A 17,261-nucleotide genomic window follows, 5' to 3' on the forward strand; every position below is an offset into this window, starting at 1 on the left:
TTTCTACATCTCAACGAGCTCACCGCCTTCCGCGCGCTCGTCGCGCCGGCTGACCCGCCATGCGCCCCAGCCGAACAGGACCAGGCCGAGCAGCAGGAACAGCACGAGGGTCTGCTCGCCGGTTTCGGGGAGCAGCATGCTTATCGACGCCGAAGGTTTCAACGCCCCCTGCGCATCCTTCGCCGCCACCGTCTGGGTCGCCCCGCCAGCGTTCGCGGCGGCGGTGACGGTCACCGCGGCGTCGCCCTCGGCCGGGTAGCGCCAGGTCTCGTTGGCGCTTGCCGGGATGGAGACGTTGAAGGTGCAGGAGAAGTCCTCGCCGGCGGCCAGCTCGGTGGTCGGGCAGATGCTGTCCGGCACGGCGCCGTCGTCGCCGATGCGCGTAACCACCCCGCCGCGGGTGACGTCCAGGCCGGCGAGCGACGGGTCCGTCACCGTGAAGTCCTTCAGCGGGAACTCGCCGGTGTTGGTCACGGTGTAGGTCATCTGCATGGACGTGGCGTCGTGGCGCAGCAGCGTGGTGCCGAAGGCGTCGCCGGTGAGCTGGCCCAGCGGGGTGCCGTCGATAAGCTTCTGCACCTTCACGCCTGGGAAGGTGTTCTTCGCGGTGAGCGACCAGCGGTCGCCGGAGCGGGCGAGGTCTGTCGGGTCGGAGACCGGCTGCGCGGTGAACAGCACCGAATCGGTGTCGCCCTTGAGCGGCGTGATCAATTCACCGTTGGAGACCACCTGGAACACCGACACGGCGTCCGGGTTGCCGTCGTCGATCTCGTCCACGGCGCAGTCGCTGTCCACCGGCACGTCCGCGATGGTGTGCGTCTCGCCGGCGTGCAGCTGGAACTCCTCGCTCCGCGACGAACACGACTGGTGGAACGTGAACGTGCCGGAGTTCGGGCCGGCGGCAGTCTTGGTGAACGCGACGTCGTAGTGGGCGCGCGGGTGGTAGATGTCCGCGCCGACGGTCAGCGCGGTCTCCGCCGACGGCAGGTTCGCCGCGGTGGCGAAGGTGTACGAGTACGCCTTGTCGGAGCCGTTCACCTCGTCCGGGGCGAGGTTGGACAGCGAGCCGGTGGGCAGCGCGGGCGACCCGCTCCCCCACGTGGCGTACTGCGCCAGCGGGGTGCGTGCGCCGTCGGTCACCTCGAGCTGGCCGCGAGCGGCGAGCGCCGCGCTGCCGGTGAAGTCGAGAGTGCAGTTCGCCCCCACCGGCAGGTCCACGACCTGCCCGCCCGCCGGGGCTTCGAAACTGCGGGGCATCTCCGATCCGGACAGGGCGGTCAGCGGGAACTGCCTGGTCACGACGGTCTGCGCGGGGTCGTCGCAACGCAGCTGCGCGGTGTAGCCCGCCTCGTCCGCGCCGACGAGGTAGCCGGAGTTGAACACCGCCAGACGCACCGGGGTGGTGCGCCGCTCCACCTTGTTCACGAAGTGGAGGTCCGCCGGCGCGGTTTCGCCCGGGTTGGGGGCGTAGCCGCGCACGACCTTCTGCTCCGGGGCGATGGTCAGCGCCTCCGGCACGTTGGCCGCATCCTGCTCGTTGAACGTGCACAACGACCCGGCGGGGACCTTCGCCTCGCCGGAGACGAACGCGCTGTTACTGAAGTCGCCCTTGCGGATGCTCGCCGGGATGACGTAGCCATCTGCCGGGCGCAGCTTCTCCGGGATGAAGGAGGTCTCGCCCACCGAGCTGGTCTGATAGCCGATCGCCTTGCACTGCAGCGCGAAGTTGAACGTGTAATCGTCCGGGATCTCGTCGAGGTTGCCCGCCGCTCCGGCGAGCTCCTTGCTCAGGCGCACCTCGGAGGTTTCGTACTCGTAATGGTTGTCCAGGCGGACGTGGTTCTTCGCCGGGTCGTCCACGGTGAGGAACACCGGCGACGTGGTCGTGTCGTTGTCCAGCTTCTGGTCCGGGTAGGCGTTACCGCCTTCGCGGTCCACAACCCAATCCACAAAGGCCGGGCGCAAGAACGCTTTCAGGTCGTCCTGCCCGTCGTTCATCGCCAGGGCGAGGGAGCCGAACTTGTCGCCGGTGAGTTGGCAGTCGGCGCCGACCGGGACGCCGTCGAAAAGCGCAGTGCCCTCACCCTTGATGGACTTCTGCTGCTCCTGCAGCACCGCGGTGTCACCCGTCTCCGGGTCGCGGCACACGAGGGTGAACGAGTGGTTGTACAGCGCGTCCTGCAGGTCCTTTCCGGCATTCGCGTACTGGGTGCGGATGCTGTCGGTGGGCAGGATCGCTTTCTTGTCCAGCTGAATCTGGGTGACTCGGCGGGAGTAGGTGTTGATGAACAGCAGCGTCGTGCCGCCGTCGCTGACGACGAAGTCGGCGGAGCCGCCGTTTACCTGCGCACCGTTGACCGCCATGGACTTGTCCAACGTGATGCCCACCGCGGTGGAGGTCTCCCCCTCGGTGGCAGTACAGCTGGAGCCGACCGCCGCTGTCGTGCCGCCGGGCGCCTGGCCCTGCTGCACCGTGGTGGACAGGCGCGGGCCTTCCGTGCCGTCTGGGTTGGTGCACGTCAAGGTCACCGGGAACACGCGGTTGGTCTTGATGTCCCGGCGCGGCTGCGAGATCAGGTTGTTCGGGTCGTTGAACCGCACTTCCTTGGTTCCCTGCACCGGCGCCTGGATCAGGTCGTACTCGTGGTGCACGTCCATGGTGGACTGCTTGCCGATGGTGAACTGCCCATTCGCCCCCACATCCTTGCTGCCACCAGCGTCAGCGGCGTAGAGATACTCGGACGTGCTGCTGATCGGGTACTGCCGCCCGTCCTTCGTTGTCCGGGTCGCGCTGTCGCCGCTTTCCGCGAGCGTGCATTGCGTGCCCTGCGGCACCTGCCCGGCAGTGAACTCGGCGCTTCCGCCGGGTGCGAGGTCAAAGCGGTCGGTGAAGCCATTGTCGCAGGTGAGCTCATAGCTTAACGACGATGGCGCCAGCGTCGTCCGACCACCAGTGCGCAAATTGACCGTCAACCCATTGCCCGCCGGAGCGAACGTGTTGGTCACCGTGGCAGTGGTGGTGTCCTGGGAGATCGTCGGGGTGATGCTCTGCGCGTCCGTGCTGAACAGGATCCCGCCCGCGACCTGCGGGGTCTCCTCCGTGAAGGTGCACGTGTTGCCGTAAGGCACTCCCATACTACCGCCGAGGTCGTTTGCCGCGGCGTCGTCCGCCTTCAGCGTGACGGTGCCGTTCGCCGCGACGGTGGCGCGGCCGGTGAGCTCCACGGAACGGGACTGCCCCGCCACGCCCGTGGCAACATTGCGCGTCCCGCAGCGGAACGAGAACGCGTACGTGCTGGGGAGCTTGCCCGTGACGGTGGAGTTGACCACCTTGTTCAGCTGCACCGTGCCCAGCTTCGGGTCGAAGGTGTTGATCACAGTGACCAGGTTGCGGTCCGTGCCGGAAACCGGCCGGATGGTGTAAATGGCCCGGTTCTTCGCCTCCGCGTTGGTCAACGTGGTCACTTGGTCGCCAGCGTTGGACGCGCTGACCTGCGCACCGACGAACTTCGTGTTCGCGGTTTCGCCGGGTTCGTCCTCCCACACCTTGCACGCGGCGCTGGCTGGCACGCCCTCGACAACCGCTTCACCGTCGGAGCCGGTTAGTGTGACGGTCCCTTCCTTCGCCGGGTGGCCGGCGACCTCGCACCGGTAGTGCACCGTGTAGGTCAGCTTGGCCACATCGGGGTCGCCAGCGGCGAGACCGTTGACCTGGTTCCGGATGTGCAGGGGGAACGTGAGGTAGGCGTAGCTCGTGGTGAAGTGGAGCTCCGGCGTCGTGCCTTCGTGGAGCGTGAAGTGGTATTCCGCGCCCGACGGGTTCAGCGGCGCGCCGGCGAGCTGGGAATCGCGGCCGGTGAACTCGATGGTCTTTCGCTGCTCCTCGGTGAGGTCCGTCAGCGGCGTGATCGAGCAGTCCCGCTCCACCGGGATGTTGTCCAAGGTGATGGAGTTGGACGGCTTCGCCTGGGTCAGATCCAGCGTGAATTCTCGGCTGATGTTGGTCCCGGCGCACGTCAGGTTGAAGCGGTAGGTCCCGCCAACCTTGCCGTCTGTGACCGGGTCGCCGACGATCGTCTTGCTGAAGACGAGCTTGCCCGGCGTGTACGTGTAGGAGTTGTTGGCGTTTGCCGAGCCGATAGCTGTGGGAGCAGCCGCCGTGGTTGGCAGCTGGACCGTCACCGGTGCCGAAGCGGACGGCGCAGCCGTGCCGTTCCACGACAGGGTGAGTTTCGTTCCGGCAGGCGGCGCCGGGACCTTCTCCGTGATGGTGCAGGTGCTGCCCTGGGGCAGGTTGTCCACGCTGGCGGAGCGCCCCTTTTCCACAACAACGTCGTCTTCGAGCTTGACGCTTGGATATGCAGTTTCGAACCCCGTGGGCACAGTGCACTTGTAGTGCAGCGTGTACTTCTGCAGGCTGTTTTCCGCGAAGTTTGCGGCATTGCCGTCAACCGTTTTGGCGAGGTTGAGCTTGGCTGGTTTGAACCGGGATTCCCAGGTGACCGAGCAGTTTGGCACTCGAGTTTCGGCCGCGGGGATCAACAGCGTGGACGTTCCGGTCTTCGGGTTTTCTGAGAGCGTGAAACCAGCGGGGACGGTTCCCTTTCGGATCAGATACGTGTCGCTTGTAGTTCCGCCCGAGGTGAGGGTGCACTTCCACACTGGGTCGTAGCGGTCGAACGCGCGGTCTGCCGGGTCGAGCGTGGAGGTGTAGCCCAGCTGGTCAAGTGGGACGCCGTCGGATCCGACGCGGCGAAGCGCCGTGGTCGAACCACCCGCCGGGGTGGATAACGTGGTGCGGTTGGAGCCGTCCTGCAAAAACGCCGAGTAGCTGGCAGTTCGCGCGGTGGGGTCCGCCACCTTTTCAAAGGCGTTCTGCACCGTGGCGGAGCCTTCTTTGTCGAAGGCGATGCGGCTCAGCGCGATGCCGATAGCCACGCCCTGCGTTCCGGTGCTGTTGGAACCCATGCTGACCTGCAGCGTCTTCGGGTTGTCAACGCCAACCACCCACGTGCCGTACGTGCCGCTTGAGCGGGAGAAGCACACGAACCCGCGGGAGCGGCCGTCGGACATGCTGCCCCAGTTTTTCGGCTCGTTCCCGGGACCGAACTGCGGGTCCCTGCCGCCGGTGCAGGCATCTTTCGCGTTCGGCGGGGTGAGACGGACCGCCTGCCCCACTGTTCCGCCGTCGACGCTGATCATCTCGCCGTCTCCGCCGGCACCGGTGGACTCGCCGTCCACCACGGCGAAGCGGTACGACGCGAGCGGATCGGCCACCCCGTTTCGCTTCACCACAATGTCCGACAGTGTGAAACGGGCGAACGGGTCACCCGCACCTTCCATCTGCAGAATGTCCTGCGACGTCGAGCTTGGGTACCGCTCGAAGAACCCGGTGTTCGTTTTAGCGAATGCCGTGCCGGACCAGCTGGGGTTGGAATTGGCGGTGAACCGGGTGCTGGTGTTTTTCGTTTCAATCCCGAGGTTGAAGGTGATGGTGTAATCGCCCACCCTCTTCGTCTTTGCGCCCGGTGTGGTCAAATCCGAAACATCCAGCCAGCACATCTGGTTGGCCCATGTCTCGGCAACTCCCGTACCTCTGCGGAACGAGCAGTCCCCAAAGTTCACGCCGTCATTTGAGGTAGTTTGGGCCTCCGCCTGCTGCACTCCCGGGGACACGACACCCGCGACAAGCGTCAGCGCGGCAAGAATCAGCGCTGCCCAAACCGCCACTGCGCCATGCTGGCGGCGGCTGGATGTGGGGTGGACAGTCTGGGACATGCATCCTCGGATCATTGTGAACCTATTTATTGCGTCATGGATGCTACGCGGTAAACGTCAGGATGAAAACACAGCGAAACCAGCGTTTAAAAGTTGGACACACTGCCTGCCCACAGCCTTTCCCCAGCCTTCGCGTTGTCCAACCCGTTTCCGCACGTTAAAAGATTATGCAACTCATGTCAGGGCCTTGGTGCGAAAGCGAAAAGCTCTCCGCACGCACCCTCGCCGCCAACGTGTTTTCCGTCACTACCCGCTGACCACACTGAAGATTTCGAGTTCCACCTTTCGAGGATCAGCCCAATTTCCATGGTTTTCGAAATCCGCTCTTCGAAACCTTTGGGCAGCCGCCCCCACGGATAGACAGCAAAACGCCCGGCTGACGGAATCAGCCGGGCGTCGAAAAGCGATAAGCCCCTAGTCGCCGATCTGGTCGCGGCCGCGCTTCACAATGAGCGGATCCGGCTCGCCGACAACCTCGTGGTCCTTGTTCGTGTACTCGAACTTGGACAAGATGTAGCGCATCGCGTTGAGGCGGGCGCGCTTCTTGTCGTTGGACTTAATGGTGATCCACGGCGACTCGTCCGTGTCGGTGTAGCGGAACTGCTCCTCCTTGGCGCGGGTGTAGTCCTCCCACTTATCCAGGGACGCCAGGTCCATCGGCGAGAGCTTCCACTGACGCACCGGGTCCACCTGGCGGATGGCGAAGCGGGTGCGCTGCTCCTTCTGGGTCACGGAGAACCAGAACTTGGTCAGGGAGATGCCGGAGCCGAGGATCATGTTCTCCAGCATCGGCACCTCGCGCAGGAACTCGGCGTGCTGGGACTCGGTGCAGAAGCCCATGACGCGCTCCACGCCGGAGCGGTTGTACCAGGAGCGGTCGAAGAAGACGATCTCTCCGGCGGCCGGGAAGTGCTCGATGTAACGCTGGAAGTACCAGGAGGTGGACTCCCGCGGCGACGGCTTCTCCAGCGCCACGGTGCGTGCACCGCGTGGGTTGAGGTGCTCGTTGAAGCGCTTGATGGTGCCGCCTTTGCCGGCCGCGTCACGGCCCTCGAAGAGGATGATGTGGCGCTGGCCGGTGTCCTTGGTCCAGTTCTGCCACTTCAGCAGCTCAATCTGCAGGGCGCGCTTTTCCTTCTCGTAGTCGTCGCGAGAAAGACGCTCGTCGTAGGGGTAATTCTCGCGCCATGTCTGAATGGCGGTGCCGTCCGGCATGAGCAGGACGGGATCGTCCTCGTCGGTGTCGTCGACGACCCAGCCCTCGGTCTCGGCGAGGTCGATCATCGGCAGTTCGTCGTCTTTATTGTCAGCCATGACTCTCAGTGTATTCGGCGCGGGCGAGGTCTGCTCAGGTATGCAGGAATACAAAAAGGCCCCGCCGCTTTGCGACGGGACCTTCGGCTATGCGCGTTACAGTTACGCGACCAGGCCGATCAGCTTGGAGACAGCCTCAGCCAGCTCGCCGAGGTTGCCCAGCAGCTCAACGAGAGCGCCCGGAACCTTGGTGATGCCGTTGGCGCCGGTGCCGGAGGACAGTGCAACCCAGTTGGTCAATGCTTCCATGATGATTCTCCTTTAGAAAAGTTTGTGTCGAGTGAGGTGAAGGCTTACTTAGCCGGCGCGACCTTGGTAGCGAAGTCCAGGAGGGTCTTCGGGGTCTTGGTGAAGAGCTTGGAGAGGTTCTTCGCGAAGGTTGCGAACTGGTCCAGAGCCTTCTTAGCGGACTTGAGATCGAAAGGCATTGATTTCCCCTTTTCGATAGGTGCCAGTGATTGTCTGGCAAAACTTGACAGGTACTGACACCCGGTGGGCGTCACAGGAGGAATTTTGCCACATCGACCAGCTACGTCAAGCGCATTCTCAAAATAGGATTTGCACCACACAGGCAGCTTTAAGCTGGTATGCGTTCACCGAAACGTAACCTTTTCGCGACCGGGCCGATAACCTGCCCCGACTGACGGTCGAAAGTTAACACCAATTGAATTGGTCGCGGAACGTGTAACTCATTCGGTTGCGAGGACGATCTGTACACGCCCAAAACCACCGTCCCCCTGTGACTTTTTACACCAATACGGGGGTGGGGCGGAGCTGACGTCGATAAGCATGAAAAAAGCGCGCCCCGAAGGACGCGCTTTCGAGCCTTAGGGCTGATTTACATCATGCCCATAGCTTCCGGGTCCATGCCCGGGTTCGCAGCACCAGCCGGCTCCGGCTTGTCGGCCACGACAGCCTCGGTGGTGAGGAACAGCGCGGCGATGGACGCGGCGTTCTGGAGCGCAGAACGGGTCACCTTGGCCGGATCGGCGATGCCGCTGGCCAGCATGTCCACGTACTCGCCGGTGGCGGCGTTGAGACCTTCGCCGTCTGGGAGGTTGGCAACCTTGTCGGCCACCACGCCCGGCTCCAGGCCGGCGTTCAGCGCGATCTGCTTCAGCGGGGCGGACAGGGCCTCGCGGACGATCTTCACGCCGGTGGCCTCGTCGCCCTCCAGGCCGAGGTCGTCGGCGAGCTCGTTGGCTGCCTGCAGCAGTGCTACGCCACCGCCGGCGACGATGCCTTCCTCAACGGCAGCCTTCGCGTTGCGCACAGCGTCCTCGATGCGCAGCTTCTGCTCCTTCAGCTCCACCTCGGTGGCGGCGCCGACCTTGATCACCGCAACGCCGCCGGCGAGCTTGGCCAGGCGCTCCTGCAGCTTCTCGCGGTCGTACTCGGAGTCGGAGTTGTCGATCTCGGCGCGGATCTGCTTCACGCGGCCGTCGATCTGCGCCTGGTCGCCAGCGCCCTGGACGATGGTGGTCTCGTCCTTGGTCACCACAACCTTGCGGGCCTGGCCGAGCAGCTCGATGCCGGCGGTCTCCAGCGACAGGCCGACCTCCTCGGAGATGACCTGGCCGCCGGTAAGGATTGCAAGGTCCTGCAGCATCGCCTTACGACGGTCACCGAAGCCCGGCGCCTTCACAGCCACAGACTTGAAGGTGCCGCGGATCTTGTTCACCACGAGGGTGGACAGGGCCTCGCCCTCGACATCCTCGGCGATGATCAGCAGCGGCTTGCCGGACTGCATGACCTGCTCCAGCACCGGCACGAGCTCCTTGACGTTGGAGATCTTGCCGGAGACCAGCAGGATGTACGGGTCCTCGAGCACGGCCTCGCCGCGCTCCATGTCGGTGGCGAAGTATGCGGAGATGAAGCCCTTGTCAAAGCGCATACCCTCGGTGACCTCGAGGTCCACGCCGAACGTGTTGGACTCCTCAACCGTGATCACGGATTCCTTGTTCACGCCACCGTTGCCCACGGCGTACATCGCCTCAGCGATCTTCTTGCCGATCTCCGGGTCAGACGCGGAAATACCGGCGGTGGAAGCGATCTCCTCCTGGGTCTCAACTTCCTTGGCCTGGTCCAGCAGGTATTTGGACACCTTGTCGGTGGCGGCCTGGATGCCGCGCTTGATGCCCATCGGGTTGGAGCCAGCAGCGACGTTGCGCAGACCCTCGCGCACGAGCGCCTGGGCGAGCACGGTAGCGGTGGTGGTGCCGTCGCCGGCGACGTCGTCAGTCTTCTTGGCAACTTCCTTGACCAGCTCGGCGCCGATCTTCTCGTACGGGTCCTCGAGGTCGATCTCCTTGGCGATGGTCACGCCATCGTTGGTGATGGTCGGGGCACCCCAGGACTTCTCCAGCACCACGTTGCGGCCCTTCGGGCCCAGCGTGACCTTCACGGCGTCAGCCAGGGTGTTCAGGCCGTTTTCGAGGCTGCGACGTGCTTCCTCGTCGAATGCAATCATCTTTGCCATGCGAGTGTGTCACTCCTTATATATAGGCGTTCATGGACGATCACTCAGGTCGTCGGTGCAAGCAGGCGCCCGCGACGGCACGGCTGACGAGTGGTCTCAGCCTCACCCGCTTTATCGGTTTGTTTGGCACTCGGTTTGCGTGAGTGCCAGCCACATTTTTAGCACTCGACGGGGTTGAGTGCAAGGAACGCAAGGGGTGTGGAGGATGCCGGGGCGAGGATGCTTACCGCTAGATGCTTACCGGCCCGAGGATGCTTACTGCAGGATGCTTACTTCTCGAGTAGCACGGGCGAGAACGCCGGGGGTTACTCGAACAGTAAGCATCCTGGGGTAAGCATCTAGCCCGGCACCGCCCAGAAATTCCGCCGAGCCGGCCCCGCCAACGCTGCTAGCGTGGTGCCATGACTGACAACACAGCAAACGCCTCGTACACCCCGCAACGCGACCGCATCTTCAACGACCTGTCCAAGCTGGTCTCCTTCAATTCGGTGCACTCCACGCCTGAGCTGGCGGACCAGCACGAGGATGCCTGCGCCTGGACGGTCAACGCCCTGGAGGATCTTGGTCTGGACGTGACTCGCTACCCGACGGTGGATGACGCTGACACGATCGTCGCCAAGCGTGAGCCCAAAAACGGCGCACCGACGGTGCTGCTGTACTCCCACTACGACGTGGTCCCCGCGAACAACCCGGACGCCTGGACGAACAGCCCGTTCGAGCTGACGGAGCGGAACGGCCGTTGGCACGGCCGCGGCGCCGCGGATTGCAAAGGCAACCTGGCCATGCACCTGGAGGCACTGCGCCTGCTGGAGGAAAACGGCGGCACTGACCTGGGCCTGAAGGTCGTGGTCGAGGGCTCGGAGGAGCTCGGCGGCAAGGATGGGCTGGGCAAGCTCATCGTGGAAAAGCCGGAGGTGTTCGAGGCGGACGCGATCCTCATCGCGGACTCCGGCAACGTCGCCGCAGGCGTGCCTACGCTGACCACCTCGCTGCGCGGCGGCGCGCAGGTGAAGGTCACCGTGGAGACGCTGGCGAACCAGGTCCACTCCGGCAGCTTCGGCGGCGGCGCCCCAGACGCCGCGCACGCGCTCGTGGTGATTGCGAATTCGCTTTTCGACGAGCACGGCCGCACCACCATCGACGGCGTCGACACCACATCGAAGTGGGACGGCGACCCTTACGACCGCGAGTCCTTCCGCGCCGACGCCACCGTGCTCGAGGGCGTGCAGCTGCTCGGCACCGCGGACGACGACCCCGCCGACCTGGTTTGGGCGCGCCCGGCGGTGACCATGATCGGGTTCACCTCCACCCCGGTGGCCGAAGCGATGAACGCGGTGAACTCGCGCGCGGAGGCCCAGTTCAACCTGCGCGTGCCGGCCGGCCAGAGTGCAGCCGAGATCGCGCAGAAGATGGAGGAACACATCAAGTCCCACACCCCGTGGGGCGCGAAGGTCGAGGTTGAGGTCAGCGGGGTCAACGAGCCCTTTGCGACGGATCCGTCGGCCGGCGCGGTGGCCGCACTCGGCGAGTGCCTCAAGGAGGCCTACGGCGCCGACAAGCTGTCCGTGGTCGGCTCCGGCGGCTCCATCCCGCTGACCATTACGCTGCAGAACACCTTCCCGGACGCGGAGATCGCACTCTACGGCGTGGAGGAGCCCATGTGCGGCATCCACGGCGTCGACGAATCGGTCGATCCGACAGAGATCGAGCGCATCGCGGTGGCGGAGGCGACTTTTCTTCAGCGCTACGGCAAGTAGCATCAAAAATCGCTACAGTGAATTTCTAACGGCCGCGCCACCGGTGTTGACGCGTAGATACCCAGTTGTCGCTGGAGTGAGTATTTTCTGTGTGAACTCAATGAGCTGCCCCGCTTGAGGCGCGGTGTGCCCTGCACGCACACGACCAGAGGAGGGCCGCGCACCCCGTGCTGAAACTGCTCATCGCGCTCACCGCCGCCACGCTGGCCGCCCCTGTGCTCCTCCGCACGGTGGGCCGCGCCGCGTTCGGCTTACTCGCGCTGGTGCCGCTGGGCGGGTTTATTTGGGTGGCGCGCCTGTTCGCCACCGGGGTATTCCGCGACGGCGGCGAGGTCAAGGCGGCGTTCACGTGGATGCCGTCCACAAACCTCAACTTGGAATTCCGCCTGGATGCGCTCGCGGGGCTGTTCAGTCTGATCATCCTGGGTATCGGCGCACTGGTGCTGTTTTATTGTTGGGGCTATTTCGACTCCAACCCGCGCCGCCTGGCCAAGTTCGGCTTCGAGCTGACGTTTTTCGCCACGGTCATGTACGGCCTGGTCATCGCCGACAACTTCCTGCTCATGTACGTGTTCTGGGAGTTGACGTCGGTGCTGTCCTACATGCTCGTGTCCTATTACGGCGAGCGCGCATCTTCTCGACGGGCCGCCATGCAGGCGCTGATGGTGACCACCCTCGGCGGGCTGGCCATGCTCGTGGGCATCAACCTGCTGGGCTTCAAGGCACAGATTTGGAAGCTGTCGGACATCCCCCAGATCACCGACATTGAAAACACGCCGGCGATCTCCGCCGCCATCGTGCTAATCATGCTGGGCGCGCTGACCAAGTCCGCCCAGTCTCCCTGGCACTTCTGGCTGCCCGGCGCGATGGCCGCACCCACCCCGGTGTCGGCCTACCTGCACTCCGCGGCCATGGTGAAGGCCGGCATTTACCTGGTGGCGCGTCTGGCGCCGGACCTGTCCGCGGTGAACACCTGGCACCTGGTGGTGCTGTCCACCGGCGGGTTCACCATGCTGCTGGGCGGCTGGATGGCGCTGAAGCAGCGGGACCTGAAACTGATCTTGGCGTACGGCACCGTCAGCCAACTGGGCTTTATCACCACCGTCATCGGCGTGGGCTCACGCGAGGCCACCATGGCGGGGTTGGCCATCACGTTCGCACACTCGCTGTTCAAGGCCACGCTGTTCATGGTCGTCGGCGCGATCGACCACACCACCGGCACCCGCGACATCCACGAGCTGTCCGGGCTGGGCCGAAAGCAGCCGCTTTTGGCCACGCTGGCGATCATCTCCGCCGCCTCCATGGCGGGCATCCCGCCGCTGTTCGGGTTCGTGGCGAAGGAGACGGCGCTGGACGCCATCCTGCACGAGGAACTGCTCACCGGCATGCCCGGCAAGATCACCCTCGTGGCGCTTGTGGCCGGCTCGATCCTCACCATGGCGTACTCCCTGTACTTCGTCTACGGCGCATTCGCCACCAAGAGCCAGCCGTGGGAGGACGGGCAATCCGAGGCGGTGCGCGAGATGCACGCCATCAGCCCAAAGCTGTGGCTCTCCCCCGCCGTGCTCACCGCCTGCACCGTGGCCTTCGGCGTGGCGCCGGCGGTGCTGTCGGCGCCGATCAACGAGTACCTCAACGTGCGCTTCCCGGATGTTGCAGGCGCGGACCTTGCGCTGTGGCACGGGTTCACGGTGCCGCTGGTGCTCTCCGGCGTGATCATCTTCGCCGGCGCCATCATGTTCTGGCAGCGCGACGTAGTGGCCAAGGCGCAGTTCGAGCGCCCCGCGCTCGGCGACGCCAACGCGGTGTGGGACACCATCATGAACACGCTGCGCCGCTGGTCGCTGAAGCTGACGGCGTCCACGCAGCGCGGCTCGCTGACCATCAACCTGGCCGTCATCTTCACCTTCCTGGCCGTGGTGCCGCTGGCCGCGCTGATCCTGGGCGATTCCAACAACATCCGGATGCAGGTGTGGGACAACGTCTGGCAGGGCCTGGCCGTCACCGTCATGGCGGGGCTGGCGTTTTTCGCCGCCGTGCAGCGCAACCGCCTCTCCGGCGTGATCCTGGTGGGCCTGACCGGCTACTTCATGGCGCTGATCTTCGTGCTGCACGGCGCGCCGGACCTGGCGCTGACGCAGGCGCTGGTGGAGACCATCGTGATGGTGGTGTTCATGCTGGTGCTGCGCAAGATGCCCACGGAAACGGAGCAGCGCAACGAGGACAACCGCCTGCGCGCCTGGCTGGCCATCGGCACCGGTGTTTCCGTGGTCACGGTGGCGATGACGGCCATGTCCGCGCGCGTCGCCGAGCCGATTTCCAAGTACATGCCGGAGCTGGCCTACGAGATCGGCCACGGCCGCAACACCGTCAACGTGCTGCTGGTGGACCTGCGCGCGGCCGACACGTTCGGTGAGACGCTGGTGCTGGTGGTTGCCGCCACCGGCATCGCCAGCCTGATCTTCGGCACCTTCCGTTTCGACCCGGAGTCGCGCCGGCCCACCCTGTCCACCACTAAGGCGCGCTGGCTCGCCTCCGGCGTGGAGACGGAGACCGCTCAGAACCGCTCCATCCTGGTGGATGTGGTCACGCACCTGCTCTTCCCTTCGATGATGCTGCTGTCGGCCTACTTCTTCTTCTCCGGCCACAACGCCCCGGGCGGCGGGTTCGCCGGCGGGCTCGTCGCCGCGCTTGCGCTGACGCTGCGGTACCTAGCGGGAGGACGTCGAGAAGCAGAAGAAACGCTTCCGGTGCACCCGGGCAAGGTGCTGGGCATCGGCATCATGTTCACCACCGCGGCCGCGGTCGCCCCGATGTTCTTCGGGATGCCGCCGCTGACCTCCTCGTACGCCGAGTTCGACGTGCCGCTGATCGGCGACGTGACGGTGCCGTCCGCGCTGATTTTCGACGCGGGCGTCTACATCATCGTCGTCGGGCTGATCATGCACGTGCTGGCCTCCATGGGCGCCTACCTGGACCGCGAGGAGGACACTCGAAAGCAGCGCGCCCGCGACCGCGCGCGCAAGCTGCAGGCCAAAAACGAGCAACGCCGCAGGCTCATGTCCAGGAACCGCAGAGCCCGTTACAACGAGCGCAGGGCGGCGGCGGCCAGCGGATCGTCCATAAGCAAACGCGAAAGGAGAGGCGAGTAAATGGAAGCGAACCTGTTCCTGCTCATCGGCTCCGGCGTGCTGATCGCGTGCGGCGTGTATCTGATGCTGGACAAGTCCATGACCCGCATGATCATGGGCGTGACCCTGATCGGCAACGGCGCCAACCTGCTGCTTCTGCAGTCCGGCGGGCCCGCCGGCTCCCCGCCGATCATCGGGCGCGACTCCAAAGCGGCCGCCGACAGCGCGGACCCGCTGGCGCAGGCGATGATCCTGACCGCGATTGTGATCTCCATGGCCATGGTCGGGTTCATGCTCGCCCTGGCCTACCGCCAGTACCGCTACCGCACCGACGACATCGTGGAGCGGGACGAGGAGGATCGCGCAATTGCCGCGCGGCCGAAGTCCGCCTCCCCGGACCGCGACAAGTCCGACGACGCGCAGACCGGCAAGGCCAGCCCCTCCGGCGACGAGTTCGGCCCCAAGCCGTTCGAGGACCCGGTGAAGGAAGTCAAGGGAGGCCACGATGCGAAATAGTTTCATGGCCTTCGCCGACTGGGTGCTGCCCGCGATGCCGTACATGATCGTTATGCCGATCATCCTGCCCGCGTTCGCCGCCGGGCTGATCGTGCTGTTCCGCGGCGTGAACCTGCAACGCTTCATCGCCCTGGGGACCCTGGCGGCGCTGACCGTGATCGCCGCGGTGATGATCATCGTCGCCGACACCCACGGCATCCAGACCGTGCAGATGGGCGGCTGGGACGCGCCGGTGGGCATCACGATGGTGGCGGACCGGCTGAGCTCGATCATGCTGTTCGTCTCCTCCATCGTGCTGTTCGCGGTGATGTGGTACGGCATCTCGCAGGGGCTTCGCGACGGCGACGACGACGACCCAGTCGCCGTCTTCCTGCCCACCTACATGCTGCTCAGCATGGGCGTGAACCTGTCCTTCCTCGCCGGCGACCTGTTCAACCTCTACGTCGGCTTCGAGGTGTTCCTGGTGGCCTCCTACGTGCTGCTCACCCTGGGCGCGTCCCCGCAGCGCGTGCGCGCCGGCATCGGCTACGTCATGGTCTCCATGGCGTCGTCCATGGTCTTCCTGTTCGCCCTCGCGCTGGTGTACGCGTCGGTGGGCACCGTGAACATGGCGCAGGCCGGCATCCGCATGGAGGAGCTGCCCAACGGCACCCGCGCCGCCATCTTCGCCACCTTCATCGTGGCCTTCGGCATCAAAGCGGCGATCTTCCCGCTGGACGCGTGGCTGCCGGACTCCTACCCCACCGCTGCCTCCATCGTCACCGCCGTGTTCGCCGGGCTGTTGACCAAGGTGGGCGTCTACGCGTTTATCCGCGTGCGCTCCACCGTGTTCACCGACGGCGCCCTGGATTCCACGCTGATGGTCATTGCGCTTTTGACCATGATCGTGGGTGTGATGGGCGCGATCGCCCAAAACGACATCAAACGTCTGATGTCCTTTACCCTGGTCAGCCACATCGGCTACATGATCTTCGGCATCGCCCTCGGCTCCGTGGCTGGCCTGTCCGGAGCCATCTTCTATGCGGTTCACCACATCCTGGTGCAGACCTCCCTGTTCCTGGTGGTGGGCCTGGTGGAGCGGCAGGCGGGCTCCGCGCAGCTGCGCCGCCTCGGCTCGCTGCTCTACACCGCGCCCGTGATTGCGGTGCTCTACTTTATCCCCGCGCTCAACCTGGGCGGCATCCCGCCACTGTCGGGCTTCCTGGGCAAAGTCATGCTCATCCAGGCCGGCGCGGAGGACGGCTCCTGGCTGGCGTGGGTGCTCATCGGCGGCGCGGTGATCACCTCGCTGCTCACCCTGTACGCCATGATGAACGTCTGGTCCAAGGGGTTCTTGCGCGACCGGGCCGACGCCCCCGAAGGCGACGTCGTCCTGGCGCGCCCCGCGAATCTGGCCGCGCGCGACGAAACCGTCTCCTCCGGCGACCGCGACGACGTCGGCCGCGTGCCCACCGGCATGCTTTTGTCGACCGCGTTCTTGGTGCTTGCGTCGACAAGCATCACGTTCCTCGCTGGCCCGATCTCCAACATCACGGACCGCGCCGCGCAATCCGCCCAGGATCTGTCCATCTACAGAAGCGCCGTGCTTATCGACGACCCTTCGGCCCCCACACGCAACCTCGACGCCTTCCGCGAACAGACCGGCGCCGGCGGCGGCCGGGACTCTCTGGAACACAGGGACTCGTCCCGCCCCGCCGGGCCCACCAGCACCGGTGTGACCACCGAGGTCGTGCCGGAGCCCGTGGACGCTGAATCGAACGAGGTGACCCGCTAATGCTCCAAGGAGTCGCCCACCGCTTCCGCCCGCTGACCGTGGCGTGGCTGACGTTCATGTGGATCCTGCTGATGGGCCAGCTCAGCTGGGGCAACCTCGTCGCCGGGCTGGGCCTGGGGTTGCTCATCGTGCTGGCGCTGCCGCTGCCGCCGGTGCCGCGCAGCGGCAACCGGGTGAACTGGCTGAAGCTCGCCGCGTTCATGGTCGAGTGGTTCTTCGACCTGCTCGTGGCGTCCGCGAAGGTGGCGTGGCTGTCGCTGCGCCGCGCGCCGCAGCCGCGCAACGCCGTGCTGCGCGTGCCCATGCGCCTGAGCAACGAGCTGGTGTTGTACCTGGCCACCTGCGCCTACAACCTGCAGCCCGGCGGCACCGTCACCGACATCGACCTGGCCAACCGCGAATGGACCATCCACGTCCTCGACGCCGAAGGCGACGCCGCCATCGCCCGCGAAATCGCCAACGTGCAGAAACTGGAGCGCCAAATGATCGCCATCTTCGAAGGAGGCCGCTGA

10 protein-coding genes are annotated in these 17,261 nt (G+C 65.3%); 5 read left to right on the top strand and 5 right to left on the bottom strand.

Annotated elements, in window-relative coordinates:
• Positions 1-3 precede the first annotated feature (3 nt).
• The 5 genes from H0193_RS06705 to groL all read right to left on the bottom strand — a co-directional run bounded on the left by H0193_RS06705 (position 4) and on the right by groL (position 9,571).
• Positions 4-5,778, bottom strand: coding sequence for a DUF5979 domain-containing protein (locus H0193_RS06705; RefSeq protein ID WP_181889113.1), 5,775 nt, complete (start codon positions 5,776-5,778; stop codon positions 4-6).
• A gap of 414 nt (positions 5,779-6,192) precedes the next feature.
• A complete protein-coding gene (ppk2, locus tag H0193_RS06710; protein WP_181889114.1) occupies positions 6,193-7,092 on the bottom strand; it encodes a polyphosphate kinase 2 in 900 nt (299 codons plus the stop codon).
• Between the two features lie 102 nt (positions 7,093-7,194).
• Positions 7,195-7,341 carry a hypothetical protein gene (locus H0193_RS06715; protein WP_181889115.1) on the bottom strand — a complete coding sequence of 49 codons (147 nt, stop codon included), beginning with the start codon at positions 7,339-7,341 and terminating at the stop codon, positions 7,195-7,197.
• 44 nt (positions 7,342-7,385) lie between these two features.
• Entirely contained in the window at positions 7,386-7,520 is a 135-nt protein-coding gene (locus H0193_RS12460; RefSeq protein WP_269511991.1) for a hypothetical protein, read from the bottom strand.
• Positions 7,521-7,930: 410 nt separating this feature from the next.
• Positions 7,931-9,571, bottom strand: a complete 1,641-nt coding sequence (gene groL / locus H0193_RS06720; RefSeq protein ID WP_181889116.1) for a chaperonin GroEL — start codon at positions 9,569-9,571, stop codon at positions 7,931-7,933.
• Positions 9,572-9,972: 401 nt separating this feature from the next.
• On the opposite strand from groL, the gene H0193_RS06725 reads away from it, so the two are divergent.
• The 5 genes from H0193_RS06725 to H0193_RS06745 all read left to right on the top strand — a co-directional run bounded on the left by H0193_RS06725 (position 9,973) and on the right by H0193_RS06745 (position 17,261).
• A complete protein-coding gene (locus H0193_RS06725; RefSeq protein ID WP_181889117.1) occupies positions 9,973-11,328 on the top strand; it encodes a dipeptidase in 1,356 nt (451 codons plus the stop codon).
• A gap of 167 nt (positions 11,329-11,495) precedes the next feature.
• A complete protein-coding gene (locus H0193_RS06730; RefSeq protein ID WP_181889118.1) occupies positions 11,496-14,480 on the top strand; it encodes a Na+/H+ antiporter subunit A in 2,985 nt (994 codons plus the stop codon).
• Entirely contained in the window at positions 14,481-14,975 is a 495-nt protein-coding gene (locus H0193_RS06735; RefSeq protein WP_181889119.1) for a Na(+)/H(+) antiporter subunit C, read from the top strand. It begins immediately after the preceding gene.
• Positions 14,965-16,749, top strand: coding sequence for a Na+/H+ antiporter subunit D (locus H0193_RS06740; RefSeq protein WP_181889120.1), 1,785 nt, complete (start codon positions 14,965-14,967; stop codon positions 16,747-16,749). The genes H0193_RS06735 and H0193_RS06740 overlap by 11 nt, the downstream gene beginning before the upstream one ends.
• Positions 16,749-17,261, top strand: a complete 513-nt coding sequence (locus H0193_RS06745; protein WP_181889121.1) for a Na+/H+ antiporter subunit E — start codon at positions 16,749-16,751, stop codon at positions 17,259-17,261. The genes H0193_RS06740 and H0193_RS06745 overlap by 1 nt, the downstream gene beginning before the upstream one ends.

The sequence above is a fragment of the Corynebacterium haematomassiliense genome, assembly GCF_013978595.1.
Lineage (GTDB): Bacteria > Actinomycetota > Actinomycetes > Mycobacteriales > Mycobacteriaceae > Corynebacterium > Corynebacterium lehmanniae.